Below are 18,800 nucleotides of genomic sequence, written 5' to 3'. Positions count from 1 at the left end.
CGCCCGACGGAGAGCCCGGCCGAGAGCCGTACGGAGAGCCCGACCGCGAGCCCGACCATGAATGGGAAAGCCGGTGGTGCCGACGGTCAGCCCCCTGCTCCCCTTTCCCACAGTGCACGGAATTCGTCAAATGAATTCCGGGGGAATTGTTCAGGAAAGCAGGTCCACCTTCACGTCCGCCGGAAATCCCGTGGTGGGACCGACCCGGCGCGCGAACTCGGCGACGGCGGCCAGCTGGGGTCCGCCGAAGCGGAAGTCGAGGGTGGTGAAGTACTGCTCCAGGGTCCGCTCGTCGAAGGCCTCCCAGCGGGCCGCCTGCTCGGCGATCTTGCCCACCTCGGTCAGGGACAGGTCCCGGGAGGCCAGGAACGCCTCGTGGACCTGGCGGGTGACCTCCGGCTCCCGTGCCAGGTAGTCCCGCCGCGCCGCCCACACCGCGAAGACGAACGGCAGCCCCGTCCACGCCTTCCACATGGCGCCCAGGTCGTGCACCTCGAGCCCGAACTTGGGGCCGTCGAGCAGATTGGCCCGCAGCGCCGCGTCCCCGATGAGCACCGCCGCCTCCGCCTCCCGCATCATCAGCGGGAGGTCGGGCGGGCAGGTGTAGTACGACGGCTGTACGCCGACGGCCTCGGCCAGCAGCAGTTGCGCGAGGCGTACGGAGGTGCGCGAGGTGGAGCCGAGTGCGACCCGTGCGCCGTCGAGGCGGTCGAGCGGCACCTGGGACACGATGACGCAGGACATCACCGGCCCGTCGCAGCCGACCGCGATGTCGGGGAAGGCGACCAGGTCGTCGGCGTTGCGGAGGAATTCGACGAGGGTGATGGGCCCGATGTCGAGGTCGCCCCGCACCAGCCGCTCGCTGAGCTTCTCCGGGGTGTCCTTGGTGAGCTCGAAGTCGAGAAGCGTGCCCGTTCTCGCGAGCCCCCAGTACAGGGGCAGGCAGTTCAGGAACTGAATGTGGCCGACGCGCGGCCGGGTGCGAGAATTGTCCACATCGCGAGGCTAGCCCTCATGGGGTACGGTGCGGCCCCCGGGGCCCGCGATTGTCTCGCTAAACCCGAAGGACACCTTGTGTCAACCCTCTCATCGGCGTGTCACCGACGGGACTGGCGTGGAAGAGGTGGCGTCACGTCAACCCGCGATCCGAGTGGGTCAAACATTCGAGTGACGTGATCTTTCCCTCTATTGCTTCCTCCTGCCCACATGCTAGGCTCGCCGCCAAGTTGCAGTTTGGTTTCCCTTGCAGTACAGAGCCTGCGGAGCATGTAACCGCGGGCTCTTGTCGTTTTCAGACGTATGCAGTTGTGCGGCATCTTGTTTTCACACTTGCAGGGTTCTGGAGCAGGGCAACCCTTTGGGCCCAAGGAGGGCTTATGGCTACCGGAACCGTGAAGTGGTTCAACGCCGAAAAGGGCTTTGGCTTCATCGCCCAGGAAGGTGGCGGCCCGGACGTATTCGTCCACTACTCCGCCATCAACGCGAGCGGTTTCCGTTCGCTGGAGGAGAACCAGGCGGTCTCCTTCGACGTGACGCAGGGCCCGAAGGGTCCGCAGGCGGAGAACGTCACCCCCGTCTGACCCGTTCGATCTGAGGGATGCCCCCTCTGACGACGTCTGAGAGCACCACCCAAGGAGCCCCTCGCCGTTCGCGGCGCAGGGGCTCCTGCCTTTTCGCGGTCACGCCGCTCCCGTGTGGGTGCCGGTGGTGATGTCGCTCGTCGTGTACGCGGGGCGGCGCAGTTCAGCGCGGTCGGCATCCCGCCGGCCGGGGGCGGACCGCTCGCGGCGGCGGCCATGGGGCTGCTGCTCAACACCCTTACGGCGGCGTTCAGTCTGGCCGTCGCCGATGTACTGGGCCCCGGCCGGGTACGGGAGTTGCTCGCCGGAGCCGCCATGGTGCTCCTGGTGGCCCTGCCGGCCACGGGCGCCCTGTGGCGCTGGGGGTGGCGGTGACCGCGGGGGTGCTGCGGGGGGTGGGGGGCCTAGCCTCGGGTCAGTCGCTCTTCGTGTACGTCAGGCGCTCCACCGTGCCGGACGGGAAGTCGTTGTCGATCTTCTTGTCGTTGACGACGAGTTGGACGGCGCCCGCGTTACCGAGGACCAGGCCGATCGACTCCTTGTCGGAGAAGGTCTTGGTCTCGCCCTGTTCGAGCAGGCCGTCGAAGAGGATCTCGCCGAGGTGGTCCTTGACCCCGATCCAGCTGTCTTCGGTCTGGGCGGTGATACGAACCGTGACCTCGTCCCTGGTCTCTCCCCCGTTCCCGCCCGCGTCCTCCCCGTCGGGGACATCGGTGGCCGGCGGGGGCTCGCTGGCCGACGGAGTCAGCTGGGATTCGGGGGATTTGGAGGATTTGGGGGATTCTGCGGTCGAGGTCGTCCCCCTCCCCTCGTCACGGTTCGCCACGTACACCGCGCCGCCGATGAGCGCGCCCACGATGACCACGGCCACGACAGCGAGGGACATGCCGCCCGACCGAGTCCGTACGGCCGGGGTGGGCCGGTGGCCGATGAGCAGGGTCGGGACCTCTTCGGGAGGGGCCGGGGTCGCGTCCGGTGGCAGGAGGTTCAGGAGGGTGTCGGGGGTGGGGCGGTCGGCCGGGTCTTTGGAGAGGCAGGCGGCGACCAGGGGGCGCAGTGGCTCCGGTACGGCGGTGAGGTCGGCGGGTTCGTGGACCGACCGGTACATCAGCCCCATCGGCGTACCGTCGCCGAACGCGCTGCCGCCGGCCGCCGAGACGAGTACCGCGCCGAGCGCGAACACATCGGTGGCACCGGTGACTTCGAGGCCCTGCGCCTGTTCGGGGGCCAGATAGCCGGGGGTGCCGAAGGCCGCTCCGGTGGAGGTCAGCCGGGTGGACTCCACGGCGCGCGCGATACCGAAGTCGAGGACCCGGGGGCCGTCCTCGGCCATGATGATGTTGCCGGGCTTCAGATCACGGTGGACGAGCCCGCAGCCGTGGATGGCCTGCAACGCCTCCGCCAGGGCGGCGCCCAGCAGCCGCAGCCGCCGCTCGTCCATCGGGCCCTGCTCCGTGAGCAGTTCGGACAGGGTGGGGCCCGGGATGTACGCCGTGGCCAGCCAGGGTGCAGCCGCGTCCGGGTCGGCGTCCACGACGGGCGCCGTATGGAAACCCCCGACCTTGCGCGCGGCGTCGACCTCGGCCCGGAACCGTGCCCGGAAATGCCGGTCGGCGGCCAGTTCGGCGTGAGCCACCTTGACCGCCACGGCGCGTCCACCACGCGACCGCGCCAGATAGACCGTCCCCATACCCCCAAGAGCGGCTTGCGACCCCATGCCGGAGAGGTCACTGCTCGAACCCGGCACTGTCACCAAGTACCGCTGCTACTCGACGTACAAGCTGGGAGCGGGGCGTGAATGGGCGACTCATCAGATCGCTCTGAATGAATCCGGAGATGTCTATCTCGCTCCCGTATCCGAGGATGAAGCAACGGCCTCCGCGATGGCTGCGGCTTCGTCGTGGCCATGAGCGCACGATATGGGGAGCCGCTGTGCACGGGGGAGGTCCGCCGCCAGGACAACCGGAACCGGTCCTGCAACAACCGGTTCCGGCCGCCGTACGCTCTCGCGGGCTCGCCCTTCACATGGCCGCGTACCAGAGATCTTGCGCGGAGAATGCCTCCGTATCCATCGAGGAGAACGCGTCGGGGTATCCGAATGCCTCGGTGAGGGCTTCCAGGCTGCAGGAGAGTTCAGGGGCGACCCATGAGGACACGGTGATGACCTCACAGCCCGACTCGGCCGCCATGGCAGCGGACGGCGAGTCGGCCAACGCCACGCACAGCGGGAGGGTCCCGGAGACGATCGCCTCGTCGCCTTTCTCGCGCCTGAGGGAACCCCACTCCTCCGGGGCCTCCCAATCCCAGTCGAGCGCCAGTTCGCAGCGGGCGGCCAATTCCTCCATGACTCTCTTCGAGTCGAGCCACGACCAGCTCGCGCGACGCCGGGCCGCACGCATCACCACTTCCGACACGTTCATCAGGGAGCACCGCCAGGACCGCCGTGGACGAGGGTCACGCCTTGTTTCGTCGGCTTCTTGTAGACGTTGATGTAGTGGGTGAGTTCTCCGGTTCGCCCGACAACACCGACCGGACCATTCTCCACGTAGACCTTCGCCTTCGGATTGTTGCCCCCTGACCAGAGATTGTGCGCGTCGGCGTACGCCGCCGCGTCGAGCACCGCTCGCTCCGCGTCCACGCCCTTGAGGAAGGCGCTCTTGGTCTGGCCGTCCTGGTTCTCCTTCGACCAGCTGTCGCGGCTACGACCGGGAACGTGCTTCGCCATTCCGTCACCGTCGATGGTGTACTTGCCGTTCGACAGGCGTCCGTGCCGGTCGATCTTGTAGTTCTTGTTGCGGAGCGACAGCATGCTGGGCCGATGCCCGAAGATCGCCGCGACGGCGCTCGGCACCAGGTAGGCGTCACCGTCGATGTCGTAGCCGTAGCTGCCCACCCAGTTGTCGAACTGAGTGCCGTAGTCGCATCCGGGCTCCCCGGGGCCACCACCGTTGCGGCAGTCACCGTCGAAGATCCAGCCGGCGTATTCCGCCGTGCGCGGCGCGTTGGAGATGATCCCGTAGAAGGTCTCCCCGACGGACGAGCAGATCCCGGACAGGACGCCCCAGGAACCGCACCCGCCGTCGGCGTTCGTCGGCGGCACGGCGAAATCCAGTCCGCTGCCGCCGTCGCCGACACTGCCCGTGTCCACGAGTCCCGATTTGCCCTCAGGCTGGTCGTCGCACGAACCGCTCATCGAGGGGTTGCCGCTGCTGTCGAACGAGATGTCGCACGACAGCCCGGTCGGGTCGCTGTAGGCGATGGGGTTGTTGAGCGAGTACGCGTAGGCGTTGAGGGTCTGCGGCGAGAACGGCGTGGTCAGCGGATCGGGGCTGAGGAAACGGCCGAGGGTCGCGTCGTACATACGGGCGCCCAGGATGGACAGGCCCGTCGTGTCGTCCTCGGCCTTGCCGAGGAAGCCTCGGTCGGTGCCGGCCGGCAGGTCCGTCTCGCCGTTCTGGGCGCCGAAGGGGAGGTAGCGGCGGCGCGACGGGGTGCCCGTGGCGGCGTCGACGGTCAGCTGGGTCGACGCCTGGTTGTCGGACATGATCCAGCTCAGCTTGCTCGTGGTCGCGTTCACCGCCGTGCGCGAGGCGACGACCGCGGCGCCGTTGCCGTAGTGACGCGTGGCCTTCGCGGTGGCGCCGGACGCCTTGTGGACCTCCTGGCCCGTGAGATACAGGACGTTCTCGGTCGCCGACCTGCGGATCAGCAGGTTGCCCGCGGCGTCGTAGACGTAGCCGGTGGTGGTGGCCCCGGTGGTCGCGGTGACCTGGCCGAGGGCGTTCCAGACGAAGCCGGTCGTGGCCCCGTTCACCGTGCGGTTGTCGAGTCGGCCGGCGGTGTCGTAGGTGTAGCTGTCCGTACCGGTGGGCGTCTTGATCGTGGCGACGGCGTGCGGGTGGGCGGCGCCGGCCGTGTACGTCGACTGGTCGGCCGAGTAGCCGGGGTAGACGTAGTCGTTGACGCTGCTGGCGGAGGCCGTGGTGCTGGTGACCTTCTGCAGGTTGCCGATGCCGTCGTAGGTGTAGTCGAGCTGGTAGGGGTCCTGGCCGGTGGCCAGATCGGTGGAGAAGGGGCCGGCGCAGCCGGTCGTCGCCGCCGAGGTCCAGGCTCGGGTGACGCGGTTCAGCTCGTCATAGGTGTAGCACTGGTGCTGCCCCGTGACCCGGTCGGCGAGGTCGGTGGTCTGGCCGGCGTTGTCACGGAGGTAGTCGTCGTTCTGGACGGTGCCCTTCGCGCTGGTGGTCGTGGTGATGTTCTTCAGCCAGCCGGTGCCGGTGGCGTCGTCGTAGGTGTACGAACGGCTGGCGGTGGTACCGGTCGTGGCCGTGGTGCCGTAGGTGCGGTCGGTGAGGCGGCCCAGCCTGTCGAAGCCGGTGGAGTCGACGTAGACGGTGTTGTCGAGGTCGCTGGTGAGCTTCTCCGGGTTGCCGTAGGTGTCGTGCACCGTGGTGACGGTCTCCTGCGGGAGGTCCCCGACGGCCGGGTAGGTCACGCTGGTCTGCTGACCGGCGGTGTTGAAGGTGTAGGACGTCTTGTAGGTGCCCTGCAGGCCGCTTCCGTCGCTGGGGATCGTCGTCTGCGCCTCGGTGGTGTTGCCGTCGACGTCGTAGGCGGTGACGGCGGTGGTGTAGGCGTAGCTGCCCGCGTACGAGGTGGAGGCGGCGAGTTTGCCGATGCCGCCCGGCGCCGTGTCGTAGGCGTTGCGGGTCAGTACGGTCGACCCGTTCTGCACGGTCAGCGGCCGGTTGAGGGCGTCGTACGTGTGGGTCAGGACGGTGCCGTTGCCGTCCTTGGCCGTCTCGATGTTGCCGTTGGCGTCGTACGTGATGGCGCCGACGCCGTTCGGGTCGCTGTCGAGGTCCTTGCCACCGACGCGCTCGCCGAGCCAGTTGTAGGTGTAGGTGGTGAGGTTGCCCTTGGAGTCGGTGATCTTCGAGAGCAGACCGCTTCGGGTGTACTCGTAGTACGTGGAGTACGTGGACGGGCCGAACTCGACGACCCTGTCGACTTCTCCGAACACGTTGGTGTACGCGTTCGTGCGCTCACCGGCCGCGGGCATCGCGGTGGTGTAGTCGCCGTGGTAGTTGGTGCGCGTCTGGCCCTGGGTCTGCGCCTCGCCGTTCACCAGGATCCGGGACTCGGTGGTGCGGCCCGCGAAGTCGATGAGCAGGTCGGTGTAGGAGGGCAGGACGGCCACGGTCGGCAGGACCATGCCCGAGCCGGCGGCGTCCGCGTTGTAGAAGGCCGAGCTGGTGCCGGTGGCGTTGCCGGACGTGTCGTACCGGGTGGACACGACCGTGCGGCCGGTGCCGGTCGGTGCGGGCGTCTGGGTCTCGCGGGTGCGGCCCAGGCCGTCGACGTACTCGTACGCGGTCGCGATCTTCCCGCTCGACTCCAGCAGCGTCTTCGTGGTGACCTTCGGCGGGACCGTGGAGACCAGGTCGGGGACGCCCTCGCTGTTGTCCGACGTGGTGACGGTGTAGACGTACTGGAGGGACGGCGTGCCGTCGGGGTACGCGGAGACCCGTGAGGGCTTGAACACCTGGGCGATGCGGCCCACCGAGTCGTGCACGATGCGCGTCGTCCGGTTGTTGACGTCCTGGACCCGGTACGGGGTTCCCCACAGACGGGAGTACCAGGTCGTGGTCGACTGCGGTCCGGCCCCGGCGGTGGTGCCGTCCGGGTCGGGGGTGGTGACCTTGACGCCGTTGATCGGCCAGGACGTCGCCGGCTGGTAGGTCGTCGTGGTGGTCTTCTGCTTGCCGTCGGTGGCCGTGATCTGGCGACCGCCCTGGTCGTAGGTCGCCTTGGCCTCACGGTAGTTGGTGGCGTCGGTGTACTTACGGACCGCTGTGGCCAGGCCGTCGGCCGGCTTGTTGGTGGCGACCGAGGTCGCGCCGTCGTACAGGGTCACCGTGTAGGCGTCCTGGTTGGTGGACGCACGGTTGGCGCAGTCCGCCGCGTAGTGCCGGGTCTCGTCCGGCAGCACCATCCAGCGCTGGACCTGGGAGTCGGGGAAGTAGTCCGTGTTGTAGGCGCGGCCGTAGGTGGTGCAGCGGTTGTCGGCGGTGTCGGACAGGCCCCAGTCGTTGGTGCGCAGGGGCAGTCCGTACTTGGTGCTGGCCGCCTCGGCGGTGTCGTACTCGTCCTTGACGATGTGCTCGCGCCAGCCACTGGAGGTCAGCTCGTGCGTGGTGGTCTTCGAGTCGCGGACGAACCGGGCGTCGGGCAGGCCGGCGTACTGGGCGGTGTTGTGGACCCAGTACTCGTGCCAGACCCGCTTGTGGGACTGGCCGGAGCCGTCGCGGTTGCTGGTCTCCAGCACCTTGCCCTTGAGCCACGCCGAGTCGGTGACCGCCGGGCGTCCGCTGTCGCCGTCGTCGACGGTGACGCTGCGCGTGGCCGACGGGTCGGTCTTCGAGGTGCGGTCGCCGTCCATGCCCCGGTACAGCCAGTGGTAGGTGGAGGCCGCGTTGGACTTGGTGCCCGTGTGGACCTCGACCTGCTGGTAGCCGCGCCACTCGGTCCAGGACTCGTTCTCGTCCTTGGTCAGCGGGTCGTTGGGGTACGCCCAGGCGGGCTTGCCGACGTAGTCGTACGTCGTCGTCATCGTCGGGTCGCCGTCGTTGCCGGAGCCCGCGCCGGGGCCCGGGTCGACGCTCACCTTGGCGACGACGTACTTCTTGAACCAGCCCGTCTTCTCCTCGGTGGCGCCCTCGGGCACCCATCTCTGCTTGAAGCAGGCCTGGGTGTTGTTCGACTCCGAGGGCGGGTTGTCGATGTCGCAGGTGTCCTGGTCGTCGTAGTTGCGGTAGGTGACGTTGGTGAACGAGCCGAGGTCGCCGTGGATCTGGGTGACCCGGCGGAAGTTGAGGACGCCGCCGCCGAGCTGGTTGTCCCGCCACTCACCGTTGATGTTGATGGTCGGCAGGGTGATGTCGTCGCCGTCGCCGTAGCCCTTGCGCTGGACGTAGTCGAGCCAGAGCGTGTTGTCGACGGTGCCTTCGGGGTTGGGCAGGCCGTACTTCATCTGGTACTGCATCGCCGGGTCCCACGCCGAGGCGTCGTTGTCCCGGACGAAGGTCTTGACGTCCCAGAGCATCTTCGTGGCGAAAAAGGTGGGCGAGTACGTCTCACCGGTGATGGTCTTGCAGCCGTTGTCGGCGTTGGTGCCGTCGCACATCAGGTCCGTGGGGACGTCCGGGTAGGAATCCGGGTTGGAGGAGATGGCCGGGCAGGCGGCCGGTTCACTGGCCAGCGGGTCCTTGTCCGCCATCCGCTCCACGCAGCGGCCGACGTAACGCAGGTCGACCTTGGCGGGCAGCTGGGCGCCGGAGATCTGGGAGGCCCAGCCGTACTCGATGCGCACCGGGTAGGCGGCGGAGTCGTAGGAGCGGGCCTGGTCGGTGAGGAGCACGGACCGGTAGTGGTTCTGCTCCTTGTCGTAGAAGTAGGCGGTCTCGACCTCGCTCTGGTCCACGACCCGGTCCAGACCCCACCGGTAGGCCTGCGTGCTCACACCGATGCCGCCGCTGTAGCCGGGCTCGCCCGGATCGTTGCCGAACACCGGAACGGTGAGCACGGAGGAGGTGGCGTCACCGGTGCGCTCGGCGCGGCCCCAGCCGAAGTAGTAGCGCATGCCGTCCTGGGTGGAGATGACCCAGTACTCGTCGTCGGAGCCGTGGCCGCCGGTCAGGTGCTGTACGCGCCAGCCCGGGTCGTCCTGGACGTGGTACGAACCGGTGCCGTTGCCGTCCTGGACGAGGGGGGAGGTGACGCCGTTGAAGCTCATGACGTACATCGCGCCGTCGGCTTCGTTCCCCGAGTTCGGCGAGGCCCAGCACAGGTCGCCGACCCAGCCGGAGCCGGTGCCGTCGTCCTGGCAGCCGCGGTAGCGACGCTCGATGAAGCCGACACCGCCCAGCTCCCAGCCCAGACCGGCCCAGTTGGCCTGGGTGTTCTGGGCCGAGGTCATGCTGTCCACGGACTGCGAGTTGTACTCCAGCGACAGTGACGGCGCGCTGCCCGTGGGCGGCTCGGGGGCCTCCATCGGCAGGTCGTACGTGAACGCGCCGGAGCCCACCGAGACGTTCCAGGACCCGGACGGCTTCAGGGAGGAGGCGCGGTAGTCGCCCGCGTCGGAGGAGGAGCCGGAGGTCAGGGCGTACACCGTCGCCGAGGACGCGGTGGCCGCCATCGTCGACCGGGACAGTTCCGAGCTCTCCTGAAGGGCGGAGGGCTCGGCGGTCGGGTCGCCGTCGGCCTGCACCGTCGCGGTGATGGTGCCCTTGGCCACGTCGTTGGAGACGGACACGGGCTTGGGCTTGCCGGGTGAACAGCCCTTCGCCTTCGGTGTGGTCAGCGCGCACGCGGGCAGGGACACCAGCCGCAGCCGGGAGGCGAAGTTGCCGCCGTAGGCGTACTTGAATCCTGAGTAGTCGAACGTGACCTGCACCGGGCCGGCGGTGGCCGTGCCGTCGCGCCGGGTGACCTCCACGCCGAGGCCGATGCCGCCCACCGGAGACAGCCGCTCGTGGTCCAGGACCTTCACGTCCACCTTGGCGGGGACGGTCGTCTTCGAGGACTGGGCGCGGAACTTCGCGGTCGCCGGGGCGGGGCCCACGGAGACCGCCGCCTTGCTGGTGTCCTTCGCGTCGTCGGGGGTGACCGGGACCTTCTTGCCGGTCTTCAGCCCGGTCAACGACACCCGTGCCTGTGCCGCCTTGGGCCAGACGGTGCGGGCCGGCTTGGTCGGGGTGGCCTCCGCGCGGTCGCGCGGCACGGCTCCGGCGGCCTGGGCCGGGACGTTCACCGGCTGCCTACGGGTGGCCTTCGAGGCCTCGGCGGCGGACGCCGCGCTCTCCACGGTCGGCGCCACGAGAAGCGACGCGGTCAATGCCGCCGCCAGTCCCCACGAACCCCGTATGCCACGTCTGCGCGTCATTCGCACGGACCATCCCCCACCCAACCGGGCCGGGAGGCCCCGGCACGTCAACGAACAGAACCTGCCGCCAGGCGAAGCAAGCGTTCGTTCCAGGCGATGTGATCAGGTCATCGGTGGACGCTAAATGGTCACTCATCAACCGAGGTAGCCCCACAAATCGGATGATCTACACGAACCCTTACTTCACGGCCTCTTTACAGATGTGATTTGCCTCACTATCGGGAACCACATCGCGATACAGCGCCTGACCTGCGGAGATGGGTCTGGTGCACCCCGGTCTCGAAATGGTTGAATCCAGCGGCTGTTCGCACGCAACCAAGGGGGAGGGCTTCCAGGACATGAACGCCGACATGGGCAGACCGAGTCGCCGACAACTACTCAAGCGCGCCGCGGGCCTGACCGGCGCGACTCTCCTGGGCTCCGCCGTCCTCGCCGGCGCCGGCACGGCCGCGGCGGCCGTGGCCACGTCCAAGCGCTTCGACCTCACCGACGGCTCCACCGAGTGGTTCCGGGAGATCCTGCTTCAGGACAACCGGATTCTGCAGTCGTTCTCCTTCGACAACACCAACAAGCACCTCTACACGGCGCAGTTGGTGCAGGCCGGACGCCAACTCCCTGGCGAGACCCGGACGTACACGGGCACCGAGCGCGGCACCAACGGCGACCTGTGCGTCACCCGGCTCGACTGGCAGGGCTACATCATCGGCCGTATGTACCTCAAGGGCTTCGGCCACGGCGTGTCCATCGCCGCCGAACCCTCCGGGAACAGCGCCTACCTGTGGACGGAGACCGCCTCCGTGCCGGACAGCGCGGACGTCGGCTACGGGACGAAGATCGCCCGGTTCAAGTTCGCCAACGGCGCCGTCCTCACGCCGGACTCCCACCGTGTGACCACGTTCGCTCCCGTGCCCGGCTCCGACCACAACACCATCGCCGTCGACCCCGTCAACAGCCGCTTGGCGGTCCGTCATCGCGTCGGCGGAGCCTGGAAGATCAACCTCTACGACCTCGCGACGTTCAAGGCGAGCACGTTCACCCCGCTGGCCGCCATCACCCAGCCGTCCGTGCTCACCGGTGTCACCTTCCAGGGCTACACGACGTTCGGCCAGTACCTCTACACGATGGACGGGACCGCGTACTCGTACGACTCCGCCGGCAACCGGACGAGCGAGAGCAACACCTACGTCACCTCCATCGACTGGAACACCGGGACCGTGGTCCAACGCAGCCTCAGCAAGGCGGGCGAGAGCCTCTTCTACCGGGAGCCGGAAGGGTTGGCCATCCAGGTACCGGACACCGGCAATCCCGCCGCCGCCCGGCTCTTCCTCGGCTTCGGCTCCGAGGAGTCCCTGACCGAGACGGACAAGAAGGCCAGCTTCTACTACAAGGACCTCCTCGTCTGACCGGCCTCGGGGGCCTACCTCTCGTACAACCCCTCGATCTCCGCCCCGAACGCCTCCTCCACAACCTCCCGCCGCAGCTTCATCGACGGCGTCAGGTGGCCCGCCTCCTCCGTGAAGCCGCCCGGCAGGACCGTGAATCTGCGGATCGACTCCGGGCGGGAGACCAGGCGGTTCGCCTCGTCCACCGCGCGTTGGAGGACCGCCCTCAAGTCCGGGTCGGTGGCGAGTTGTTCGAGGGGGATGTCGTGTTTGGCGTTCATCTGGCACCAGTGGGTGATGCCCTCGGTATCCAGGGTCAGGAGGGCGGTGACGTAGGGGCGGCGGTCGCCGATGACCATGGCCTGGGCGATGAGCGGGTGGGAGCGGAGCCAGTTCTCGAGGGGGGCCGGGGCCACGTTCTTGCCGCTGTCGGTGACGAGGATCTCCTTCTTGCGGCCGGTGATCGTGAGGTAGCCCTCGTCGTCGAGGCGGCCGATGTCGCCGGTGGCGAACCAGCCGTCGGGGCTCGCGGGGACGACTCCGCCGGCCTGGGGGTCCCAGTAGCCGCGGAAGATCTGGCCGCCGTGGAGGAGTATCTCGCCGTCGGCGGCTATGCGGACCCGGGTGCCGGGGAGGGGGCGGCCGACCGTGCCGAGGCGGGGGCGGTTCGGTGGGGTGACGGTCACGGCCGCGGTCGTCTCCGTCATGCCGTAGCCCTCGAAGACGTCGATGCCCGCGCCCGCGTAGAAGGCCGCCAGGCGGCGGCCGAGCGGGCTGCCGCCGCAGATGACGTAACGGACCCGGCCGCCGAGCGCCTTGCGGATGCGGCGGTAGACCAGGGGATCGTAGAAGGTGCGGGCCGCCTTGAGGAAGGCGCTGGGGCCGGGGCCGGTGCCGTGCTGCTCGGCCTCCAGGGCCTCGCCGTAGCGGCGGGCCACGGCGGAGGCGCGGTCGTAGGAGGAGGCGCGGCCCATGCGTTCGGCGGAGGCACGGGCCGTGTTGAAGACCTTCTCCAGGACGTACGGGATGAGCAGGAGGAACGTCGGGCGGAAGGACTTCAGGTCCGCGAGGAGGTCCTCCGTGCGGAAGCTCGGTGAGTGGCCGACGCGGATCCGCGCCCGCATACAGGCGATCGCCACCATGCGGCCGAAGACATGGGCGAGGGGGAGGAAGAGGAGGGTGGAGGCCTCCTCGTCCGTCCGCGCGCGGAAGACGGGGTAGAGGAGATCGATCGCGTTGTCGACCTCGGCGCAGAAGTTGCCGTGGGTGAGTGCGCAGCCCTTGGGGCGGCCGGTCGTGCCCGAGGTGTAGATCAGGGTCGCCAGGGTGTCGGGGCCCAACACCCCGCGTCGTACGGCCACTTCCTGGTCCGACACGTCCCGGCCCAGCTCGGCCAGCCGGTCCAGGTGGCTCTTCTCGAAGACCCACATATGGCGCAGGTCGGGGATGCGGTCGAGTTCGGGGCCGAGGGCGGCGGCCTGGCCGGCGCTCTCCACGGCGAGGGCCACGGCACCCGAGTCCTGGAGGATCCAGCGGGTCTGGAAGACGGAGGAGGTCGGGTAGACGGGGACCGTCACCAGGCCCGCCGCCCAGGCCGCGAAGTCCAGGAGCGTCCACTCGTACGTCGTCCGCGCCATGATCGCGATACGGTCGCCCGGCATCAGGCCCTCGGCGATCAGGCCCTTCGCCAGCGCGAGCACCTGGGCGGCGAACTCGACCGCCGTCACATCCCGCCACCGGCCGTCGCCGCCCCCTGCCTCGCCCCCGTCGCTCTCCTTGCGGCTGAGGACCACGGAGTCGGGCTCGTGGGTCGCGTTGTCGAACGGGATGTCCGCGAGTGAGCCGTACGTCACGGACGCGGCGAGCGCGGGCACGTACGCCTCTCGCACGGCGCCGTCCAGTCGCTTCAACTCGGGTTCCACCAGGGCGGTTTCGGTGTGTTCGAGGCTGGACACGGGGCGACTCCTGGGCGTTCGGCGTGCCCGGATCGTACGGGGCCGTTGTGTGAGGGTCGTGTGAGTGCGGCGATGGTCCGGAGGTGGTCCGGGGTCGGGGATGTGCAGCGTCGCCAGTCACTCTCGCACGGTCCAGCCGCAGGTCAAGGGCGCACCAAGTTACCTGAGGGTCACTCAACTCCCAGGGTCCACAGAGGCTCCACAGGGACTCCCACCTAGCCCCTTACCTCGGGTAACGTTACTTTTGAGTAAGAAGCGCCGGCCAAGGGGGAATCCGTCCGATGCACACCCTCACCCTCACCGCCCCGCCCTCCCTCAGCCCGCTCCTCGCCCGGGGCGCCCTCCTCTCACCGTTCAAGAGCCGCAGGCTTCCCCGCGCGGACCTCGGCGCGGACCTCGGCGCGGACCTCCGGTACGGCGCCGACCCGACCGCCCGGCGCGCGCCGCTCCCCCGGCTCCCCCGGCTCGTGCTCCCCGGCGTCCGGATCGACCTCGCGCGCCTCGCCGCCTACGAGCGCGTCTGCGGCTTCCCCACCGGGGAGGACGCCGTCCCACCGACGTACCCGCATGTCCTCGGCTTCCCGCTCGCCATGCGGATCATGTCCGGCCGGGACTTCCCGCTCCCCCTCCTCGGACTCGTCCACACCTCGATCGAGATCACCCGCCGCCGCCGGCTGCCCGCCACCGGAGAGTACGAACTCACCGTGTACGTCGACGAGTTGGCACCCCATCGGCGGGGTACGGAGGCAACGGTGGTGACCGAGGTGCGGGACGGCGGCGACGGCGACGGCGACGGGGTCGCCTGGGAGTCGCGGAGCACGTATCTCGCGCGGCACCGACGGATCGACGACGGCCAGATGAACGGCGGCCAGATCGACGGCGGCGCGGGCCGCCGGGGCGACGGCGGCGGCGACAGTACGCGTGAGCGCCCGCACGAGGCACCCGCGCGCGCCCCCTTCCCCTCCGTCACCGAATGGCGCCTGGCCGCAGACGTGGGCCGGCGGTACGGCGCGGTGTCCGGGGACCGCAACCCCATCCATCTGCATCCGCTCGGCGCACGCCTCTTCGGCTTCCCCCGGCCCATCGCGCACGGCATGTGGACCGTGGCCCGCTGCCTCGCCGAGCACGGCACACCCCCGGCGGCCCTCGTCCGCGCCGAGTTCCGGGCGCCGGTCCCGCTGCCGGGCACGGTGACGTACGCGGCGGACGGGCAGGCGTGGGGCGGCTTCGAACTGCGCGGCGCGGGACCATCCGGTGGGGGTCCGGGCGGTGCAGGTCCGGGCGGTGGGGGTCCGGGCGGTGGCGGTCCGGGCGATGGGGGCCGGGTCCGCCGGGGTCCGGTCGGCGGGGGTTCCGTCGGTGTGGAGCGGGTCCATGTGAGGGGCCACGTGTACCCGCTCGTCGCCTGAGCACACGTGAACATCGTCCGAACTCTGCGCGACCCACAGGCGACGCGGATCGCGGCCTCGGCCGGTCAAACTCCCTGAAAATCAAGGAAGTTGAGAATTCTCACCTGGCGCGCCGACAACCACCGCCCGGTTTTGGCCATGGAACGCTCATCCGGCCCTCAGGAATCGTCCTTAACCTCTCCACACCTCACGGAACGCGTCCGATGCACCCACGCACGGCGCCGCTCGCGGGGCACGCGCCGCCGGACGACCCACGCCAGGAAGGGCCTGAGCCCATGCCACCCAGACGCATCGCCGTACTCGCCGACTCGGACACCCGCTGGAAGTGGGGCGCGGCCGTGGCTCAGCAGCTCGCGCCCGACCACGCGCTCGACGCGTACTTCCTGAGTGGCCGGTCGACCCCGACCGAGCGGCAGCTCGCCGAGATCGGGATCGTGCCCGACACCCGGCGGGAGATATCGGCCGCCGAGCTCGTCGACGACGAGGAACTGGCCGCCGCCGACCTCGTGGTGATGGCCCTCCTGGGCGGTACGGTCCTCACGCTCACGCACAGTCTGGGGCTGGCGTGGGAGGGGCGGGAGCACCGGCCGATCACCGTCACCGGGTACGTCGGTGTCGTCTACGAGAAGATGGTCGACGGGCTGATGACCCGGGCCGGCAGCGATGTCGTCCTCGCCAACTCGGCGTACGACGCCGGCCGCTTCCGTAAGGCGTTCACGAGCGTGGGCATCGACCCGGACACGGTCGTGGAGTGCGCGCTGCCGTTCCTCGGCGGCGACCCGTATCTGCCGTCCGGCGAGCGGCCGTTCACGCTCACCTTCGCCGTGCAGCCGTCCGTGCCCAAGGGGAAGTCCGCGCGGCTCGCGCTCCTTGAGCGGGCCGCCGCGCACGCCCGCCGGCACCCCGAGCGGCAGGTGCTGATCAAGCTGCGCAGCATGCCGGGCGAGGCGACCACACACGTCGAGGCCGACCCGTACCAGCTGCTGGTCGAGGAGCTGGCCGAGCCCGCGCCCGCCAACCTCCAGCTCGTCTACGGCAACATGGGCGAGGTCCTCGACCGCACCGATCTGCTGGTGACCGTCAGCTCCACAGCGGCCCTGGAGTCGATGCACCGGGGCGTCCCCACCGCGATCCTCACCGACTTCGGCGTCCGCGAGGCCCACGGCAACCACTACTTCCTGCACTCCGGCTGCCTCGCCTCCTGGGACGACCTGGACGCCGGCGCGCTGCCGCAGCCGGACCCGGCCTGGTCGGCGGCCCAGGGCATCGGCAAGTCCGACCCGTACGCCGCCGCTCGCGCCCGCGTGGCCGCGCTGCGCGCCGGCGGCCCCCTGCCGGCCCTGCGCCCCTACTACACGCCTCAGCGCGCCGCGCTCTACCTCGGCGACCTCCTCCGCCGCCACGGCCTCGACGAGAAGGGCCGCTCGCTGCCTGCGGCGCTCGGCGGCAGCGACCCCAGCCGGGTCAAGGCCGCGGTGCGCCGCGTGGCGCGCAGCGGGGCGAAGTCGCTGTATCGGGTGGGGCGGCAGCGGGTGGCGCCTACGTTGCGGAAGTGGGGGGCGGCGTAGCGGGGGGTGGGCGGCGGCGGTCGTCGTTCGGGTGCGGGTCCGGTGGGGGCTGGTCGCGCGGTTCCCCGCGCCCCTGAATGCCCCCGGGCGCGACCCATGCCGCCAAGGGGCGCGGGGAACCGCGCGAGCAACCACGAACCACCCGCACCCGCACCCGCACCCGCACCACAATCGTCACCCCCGAACCATCACGCGCTCGGCGGTGTCCACGGGCGGCCGTCCATCAGGTCGCCCAATCCGGCCCAGGCGAAGTTCATCAGGGTCGCGGCGGCTTGGCGGGCGGTGATGCCGGGGGTCGCGTTGGCCCAGGCGGCGAGGGCCTCGGCGGCGCCCACCAGGCCCTCGGCGAGGCCCGCGACCTCGCGCTCGGGCAGGGACGGATCGCGGCGGGCCTCCCGGGCGCCGACCAGGATCAGCCCGGTCACGAACGCCACCATCTCCGCACGCATCTCCGCCACTTCGGTCGCGAAGGGCTCTCCGTGCGTACGGGCCTGGAGGTGCAGTACGGCCCAGGCGTCCGGGTTGCGCGCGGTGTGCGTGAAGAAGGCCCGCAGCCCTTCCCAGAGTTGCCGGTCGGCGGGCAGCTCCGGGTCCACGCCCGCGCGTACGGCGGTGGTGAGGGCCTTGACCTCGCGCCGGATGCAGGCTGTGAAGAGGTCTTCCTTGGAGTTCAGGTACAGATACACCAACGGCTTGGACACGCCCGCGAGTTCGGCGATCTCGTCCATCGACGCGGCACGGTAGCCGCGCTGCCCGAAGGTCCGCACCGCCGCGTCCAGCATCTGCTGTTCCCGCACCGCGCGAGGCATCCGCTTACTCTTCACCGCACTCATGCGGGCAAGCGTACGGTTCCGACGACTTGTATGGACCTGTCCATGTCGGGCTGTCCTACGAAGCCCGCGTCCTCGCCGCGTCGTCCGCCTCGTCCTCCTGGCTGCGGCTGGCCGCGATGTTGGTCTTGACGCGGTTGATGTGCTGGTCGAGGTGCGGGGCGATCTGGGCCGAGGCCCGGTCGCGCTCCTTGCGCAGGGCGATGAAGCTGATCGGCGCGGAGAGCAGGAGGGAGAGCAGGACGATCCACATGCCGTTCGAGGCGCCGAGGCCGCGCGGGGCGACGCCCGAGTAGACGAGGGCCCAGACGACCACGAAGCAGCCCACGAAGATACCGAGGCGCATCAGTGTGTAGCGGAGCATCTCAATCCACTCTTCCGTTTCCGTTCCGAACGTCGCGGAACGTCGCCGAACATTCCAAAGGGCACCGTCCAGTGAAGCACGGTCGGCGTGCGATCTTGCAGGGGGGTGCGGGGCCCTCCGGGCGGCCCGGGGCGGGGGCGGCGGCTCAGGTCAGGGGCAGCAGCATCGTGATGTCGTCGCGGTGGTCGTCGGGGGCGACGCGGACGGCGCCGGGGACCCGGCCGACCTCCTTGTAGCCACAGGTCGCGTAGAAGTGTTCGAGGCCCTCGCCGCCTCGGCAGCCCAGGCGGATGGCCTCTATGCCCTCGAAGCCGCGGGCCGCCGTCTCGGCCGCCCGCAGGAGGGCGCGGCCGTAGCCCCTGCCCTGGTGGGTGGGGTGGACCATCACCGTGTACAGCCAGACCCAGTGGGTCATCAGGCGGTGCGTGTTGAAGCTGAGGAACGCGACCGCCGCCGGCCTCGTCTCCTCGTCGAATCCGACGAGGAGACGCTGCCTGCCCTCTGCCAGCGCCACCAGGTGTTTCACCAGCTCCGGGCGGATCTCCTCCGACGTGACCGGAGGCACGAAGCCGACGGCTCCGCCGGTGTTGGAGACGTCTGTCCAGAGGGTGAGGATGCCGTCGTGAAGGGTGGGGGTGGGGGGTGGGTCCAGCTGAAAGGTGAGGGGCATTGGGGGAGGCTAACGAGGGGTGGGGGTTCGGCTGCGGGTGGGTGGGGGCTGGTCGCGGGGGTGGCCCCCCCCCCCCCAACCCCGGGGGCCCCCCC

Annotated in this window: 12 protein-coding genes and 1 pseudogene; 5 read left to right on the top strand and 8 right to left on the bottom strand. The window is 69.8% G+C overall.

The genetic code is table 11. The features are described from left to right. Positions 1-150: 150 nt before the first annotated feature. Positions 151-996, bottom strand: a complete 846-nt coding sequence (locus I8N67_RS01025; protein ID WP_200300629.1) for a menaquinone biosynthetic enzyme MqnA/MqnD family protein — start codon at positions 994-996, stop codon at positions 151-153. Positions 997-1,376: 380 nt separating this feature from the next. Here I8N67_RS01025 and I8N67_RS01020 point away from each other — a divergent pair, with 380 nt between their 5' ends. Then, the gene (locus I8N67_RS01020) at positions 1,377-1,580 is read left to right on the top strand and encodes a cold-shock protein (RefSeq protein WP_003998944.1); all 204 of its coding nucleotides are present in this window, start codon (positions 1,377-1,379) and stop codon (positions 1,578-1,580) included. 109 nt (positions 1,581-1,689) lie between these two features. Next, a pseudogene (locus I8N67_RS01015) lies at positions 1,690-1,901 on the top strand (AzlC family ABC transporter permease); the annotation flags it as partial. Positions 1,902-1,995: 94 nt separating this feature from the next. Here the strand turns inward: I8N67_RS01015 and I8N67_RS01010 are convergent. The 3 genes from I8N67_RS01010 to I8N67_RS01000 form a co-directional block, all read right to left on the bottom strand. After that, a complete protein-coding gene (locus I8N67_RS01010; protein ID WP_200300628.1) occupies positions 1,996-3,270 on the bottom strand; it encodes a RodZ domain-containing protein in 1,275 nt (424 codons plus the stop codon). A 331-nt stretch (positions 3,271-3,601) separates the two neighbouring features. Further along, positions 3,602-4,000, bottom strand: a complete 399-nt coding sequence (locus I8N67_RS01005; RefSeq protein WP_200300627.1) for a hypothetical protein — start codon at positions 3,998-4,000, stop codon at positions 3,602-3,604. Next, complete coding sequence (locus I8N67_RS01000; protein WP_234044734.1) at positions 4,000-10,527, bottom strand: RHS repeat domain-containing protein; 6,528 nt, start codon at positions 10,525-10,527, stop codon at positions 4,000-4,002. The genes I8N67_RS01005 and I8N67_RS01000 overlap by 1 nt, the downstream gene beginning before the upstream one ends. Positions 10,528-10,877: 350 nt before the next feature. On the opposite strand from I8N67_RS01000, the gene I8N67_RS00995 reads away from it, so the two are divergent. Beyond that, positions 10,878-11,930: a phage baseplate protein gene (locus tag I8N67_RS00995; protein WP_234044733.1), complete on the top strand. Its 1,053-nt coding sequence runs from the start codon at positions 10,878-10,880 to the stop codon at positions 11,928-11,930. A 14-nt stretch (positions 11,931-11,944) separates the two neighbouring features. On the opposite strand, the gene I8N67_RS00990 is transcribed toward I8N67_RS00995, so the two are convergent. After that, positions 11,945-13,864, bottom strand: coding sequence for an AMP-dependent synthetase/ligase (locus I8N67_RS00990; RefSeq protein ID WP_200300625.1), 1,920 nt, complete (start codon positions 13,862-13,864; stop codon positions 11,945-11,947). A gap of 281 nt (positions 13,865-14,145) precedes the next feature. Here I8N67_RS00990 and I8N67_RS00985 point away from each other — a divergent pair, with 281 nt between their 5' ends. After that, a complete protein-coding gene (locus tag I8N67_RS00985) occupies positions 14,146-15,273 on the top strand; it encodes a MaoC family dehydratase (protein ID WP_200300624.1) in 1,128 nt (375 codons plus the stop codon). Between the two features lie 275 nt (positions 15,274-15,548). Beyond that, positions 15,549-16,841 (top strand): DUF6716 putative glycosyltransferase, encoded by a 1,293-nt coding sequence (locus I8N67_RS00980; RefSeq protein WP_200300623.1) that lies wholly within the window; start codon positions 15,549-15,551, stop codon positions 16,839-16,841. Positions 16,842-17,029: 188 nt separating this feature from the next. Here I8N67_RS00980 and I8N67_RS00975 read toward each other — a convergent pair whose 3' ends face one another. From I8N67_RS00975 to I8N67_RS00965, 3 genes are all read right to left on the bottom strand, one after another. After that, positions 17,030-17,674 carry a TetR/AcrR family transcriptional regulator gene (locus tag I8N67_RS00975; RefSeq protein ID WP_200300622.1) on the bottom strand — a complete coding sequence of 215 codons (645 nt, stop codon included), beginning with the start codon at positions 17,672-17,674 and terminating at the stop codon, positions 17,030-17,032. A 55-nt stretch (positions 17,675-17,729) separates the two neighbouring features. Further along, on the bottom strand, positions 17,730-18,035 hold the full coding sequence (locus I8N67_RS00970) for a DUF4229 domain-containing protein (protein WP_200300621.1): 306 nt from the start codon (positions 18,033-18,035) through the stop codon (positions 17,730-17,732). A gap of 145 nt (positions 18,036-18,180) precedes the next feature. After that, on the bottom strand, positions 18,181-18,705 hold the full coding sequence (locus I8N67_RS00965) for a GNAT family N-acetyltransferase (protein WP_200300620.1): 525 nt from the start codon (positions 18,703-18,705) through the stop codon (positions 18,181-18,183). Between the last annotated feature and the right edge of the window lie 95 nt (positions 18,706-18,800).

It is taken from the genome of Streptomyces adelaidensis, from assembly GCF_016598475.1.
GTDB lineage: Bacteria > Actinomycetota > Actinomycetes > Streptomycetales > Streptomycetaceae > Streptomyces > Streptomyces adelaidensis.
Note: the sequence above shows the minus strand (reverse complement) of the source record. Positions and strands in the feature narration are given on the sequence as shown.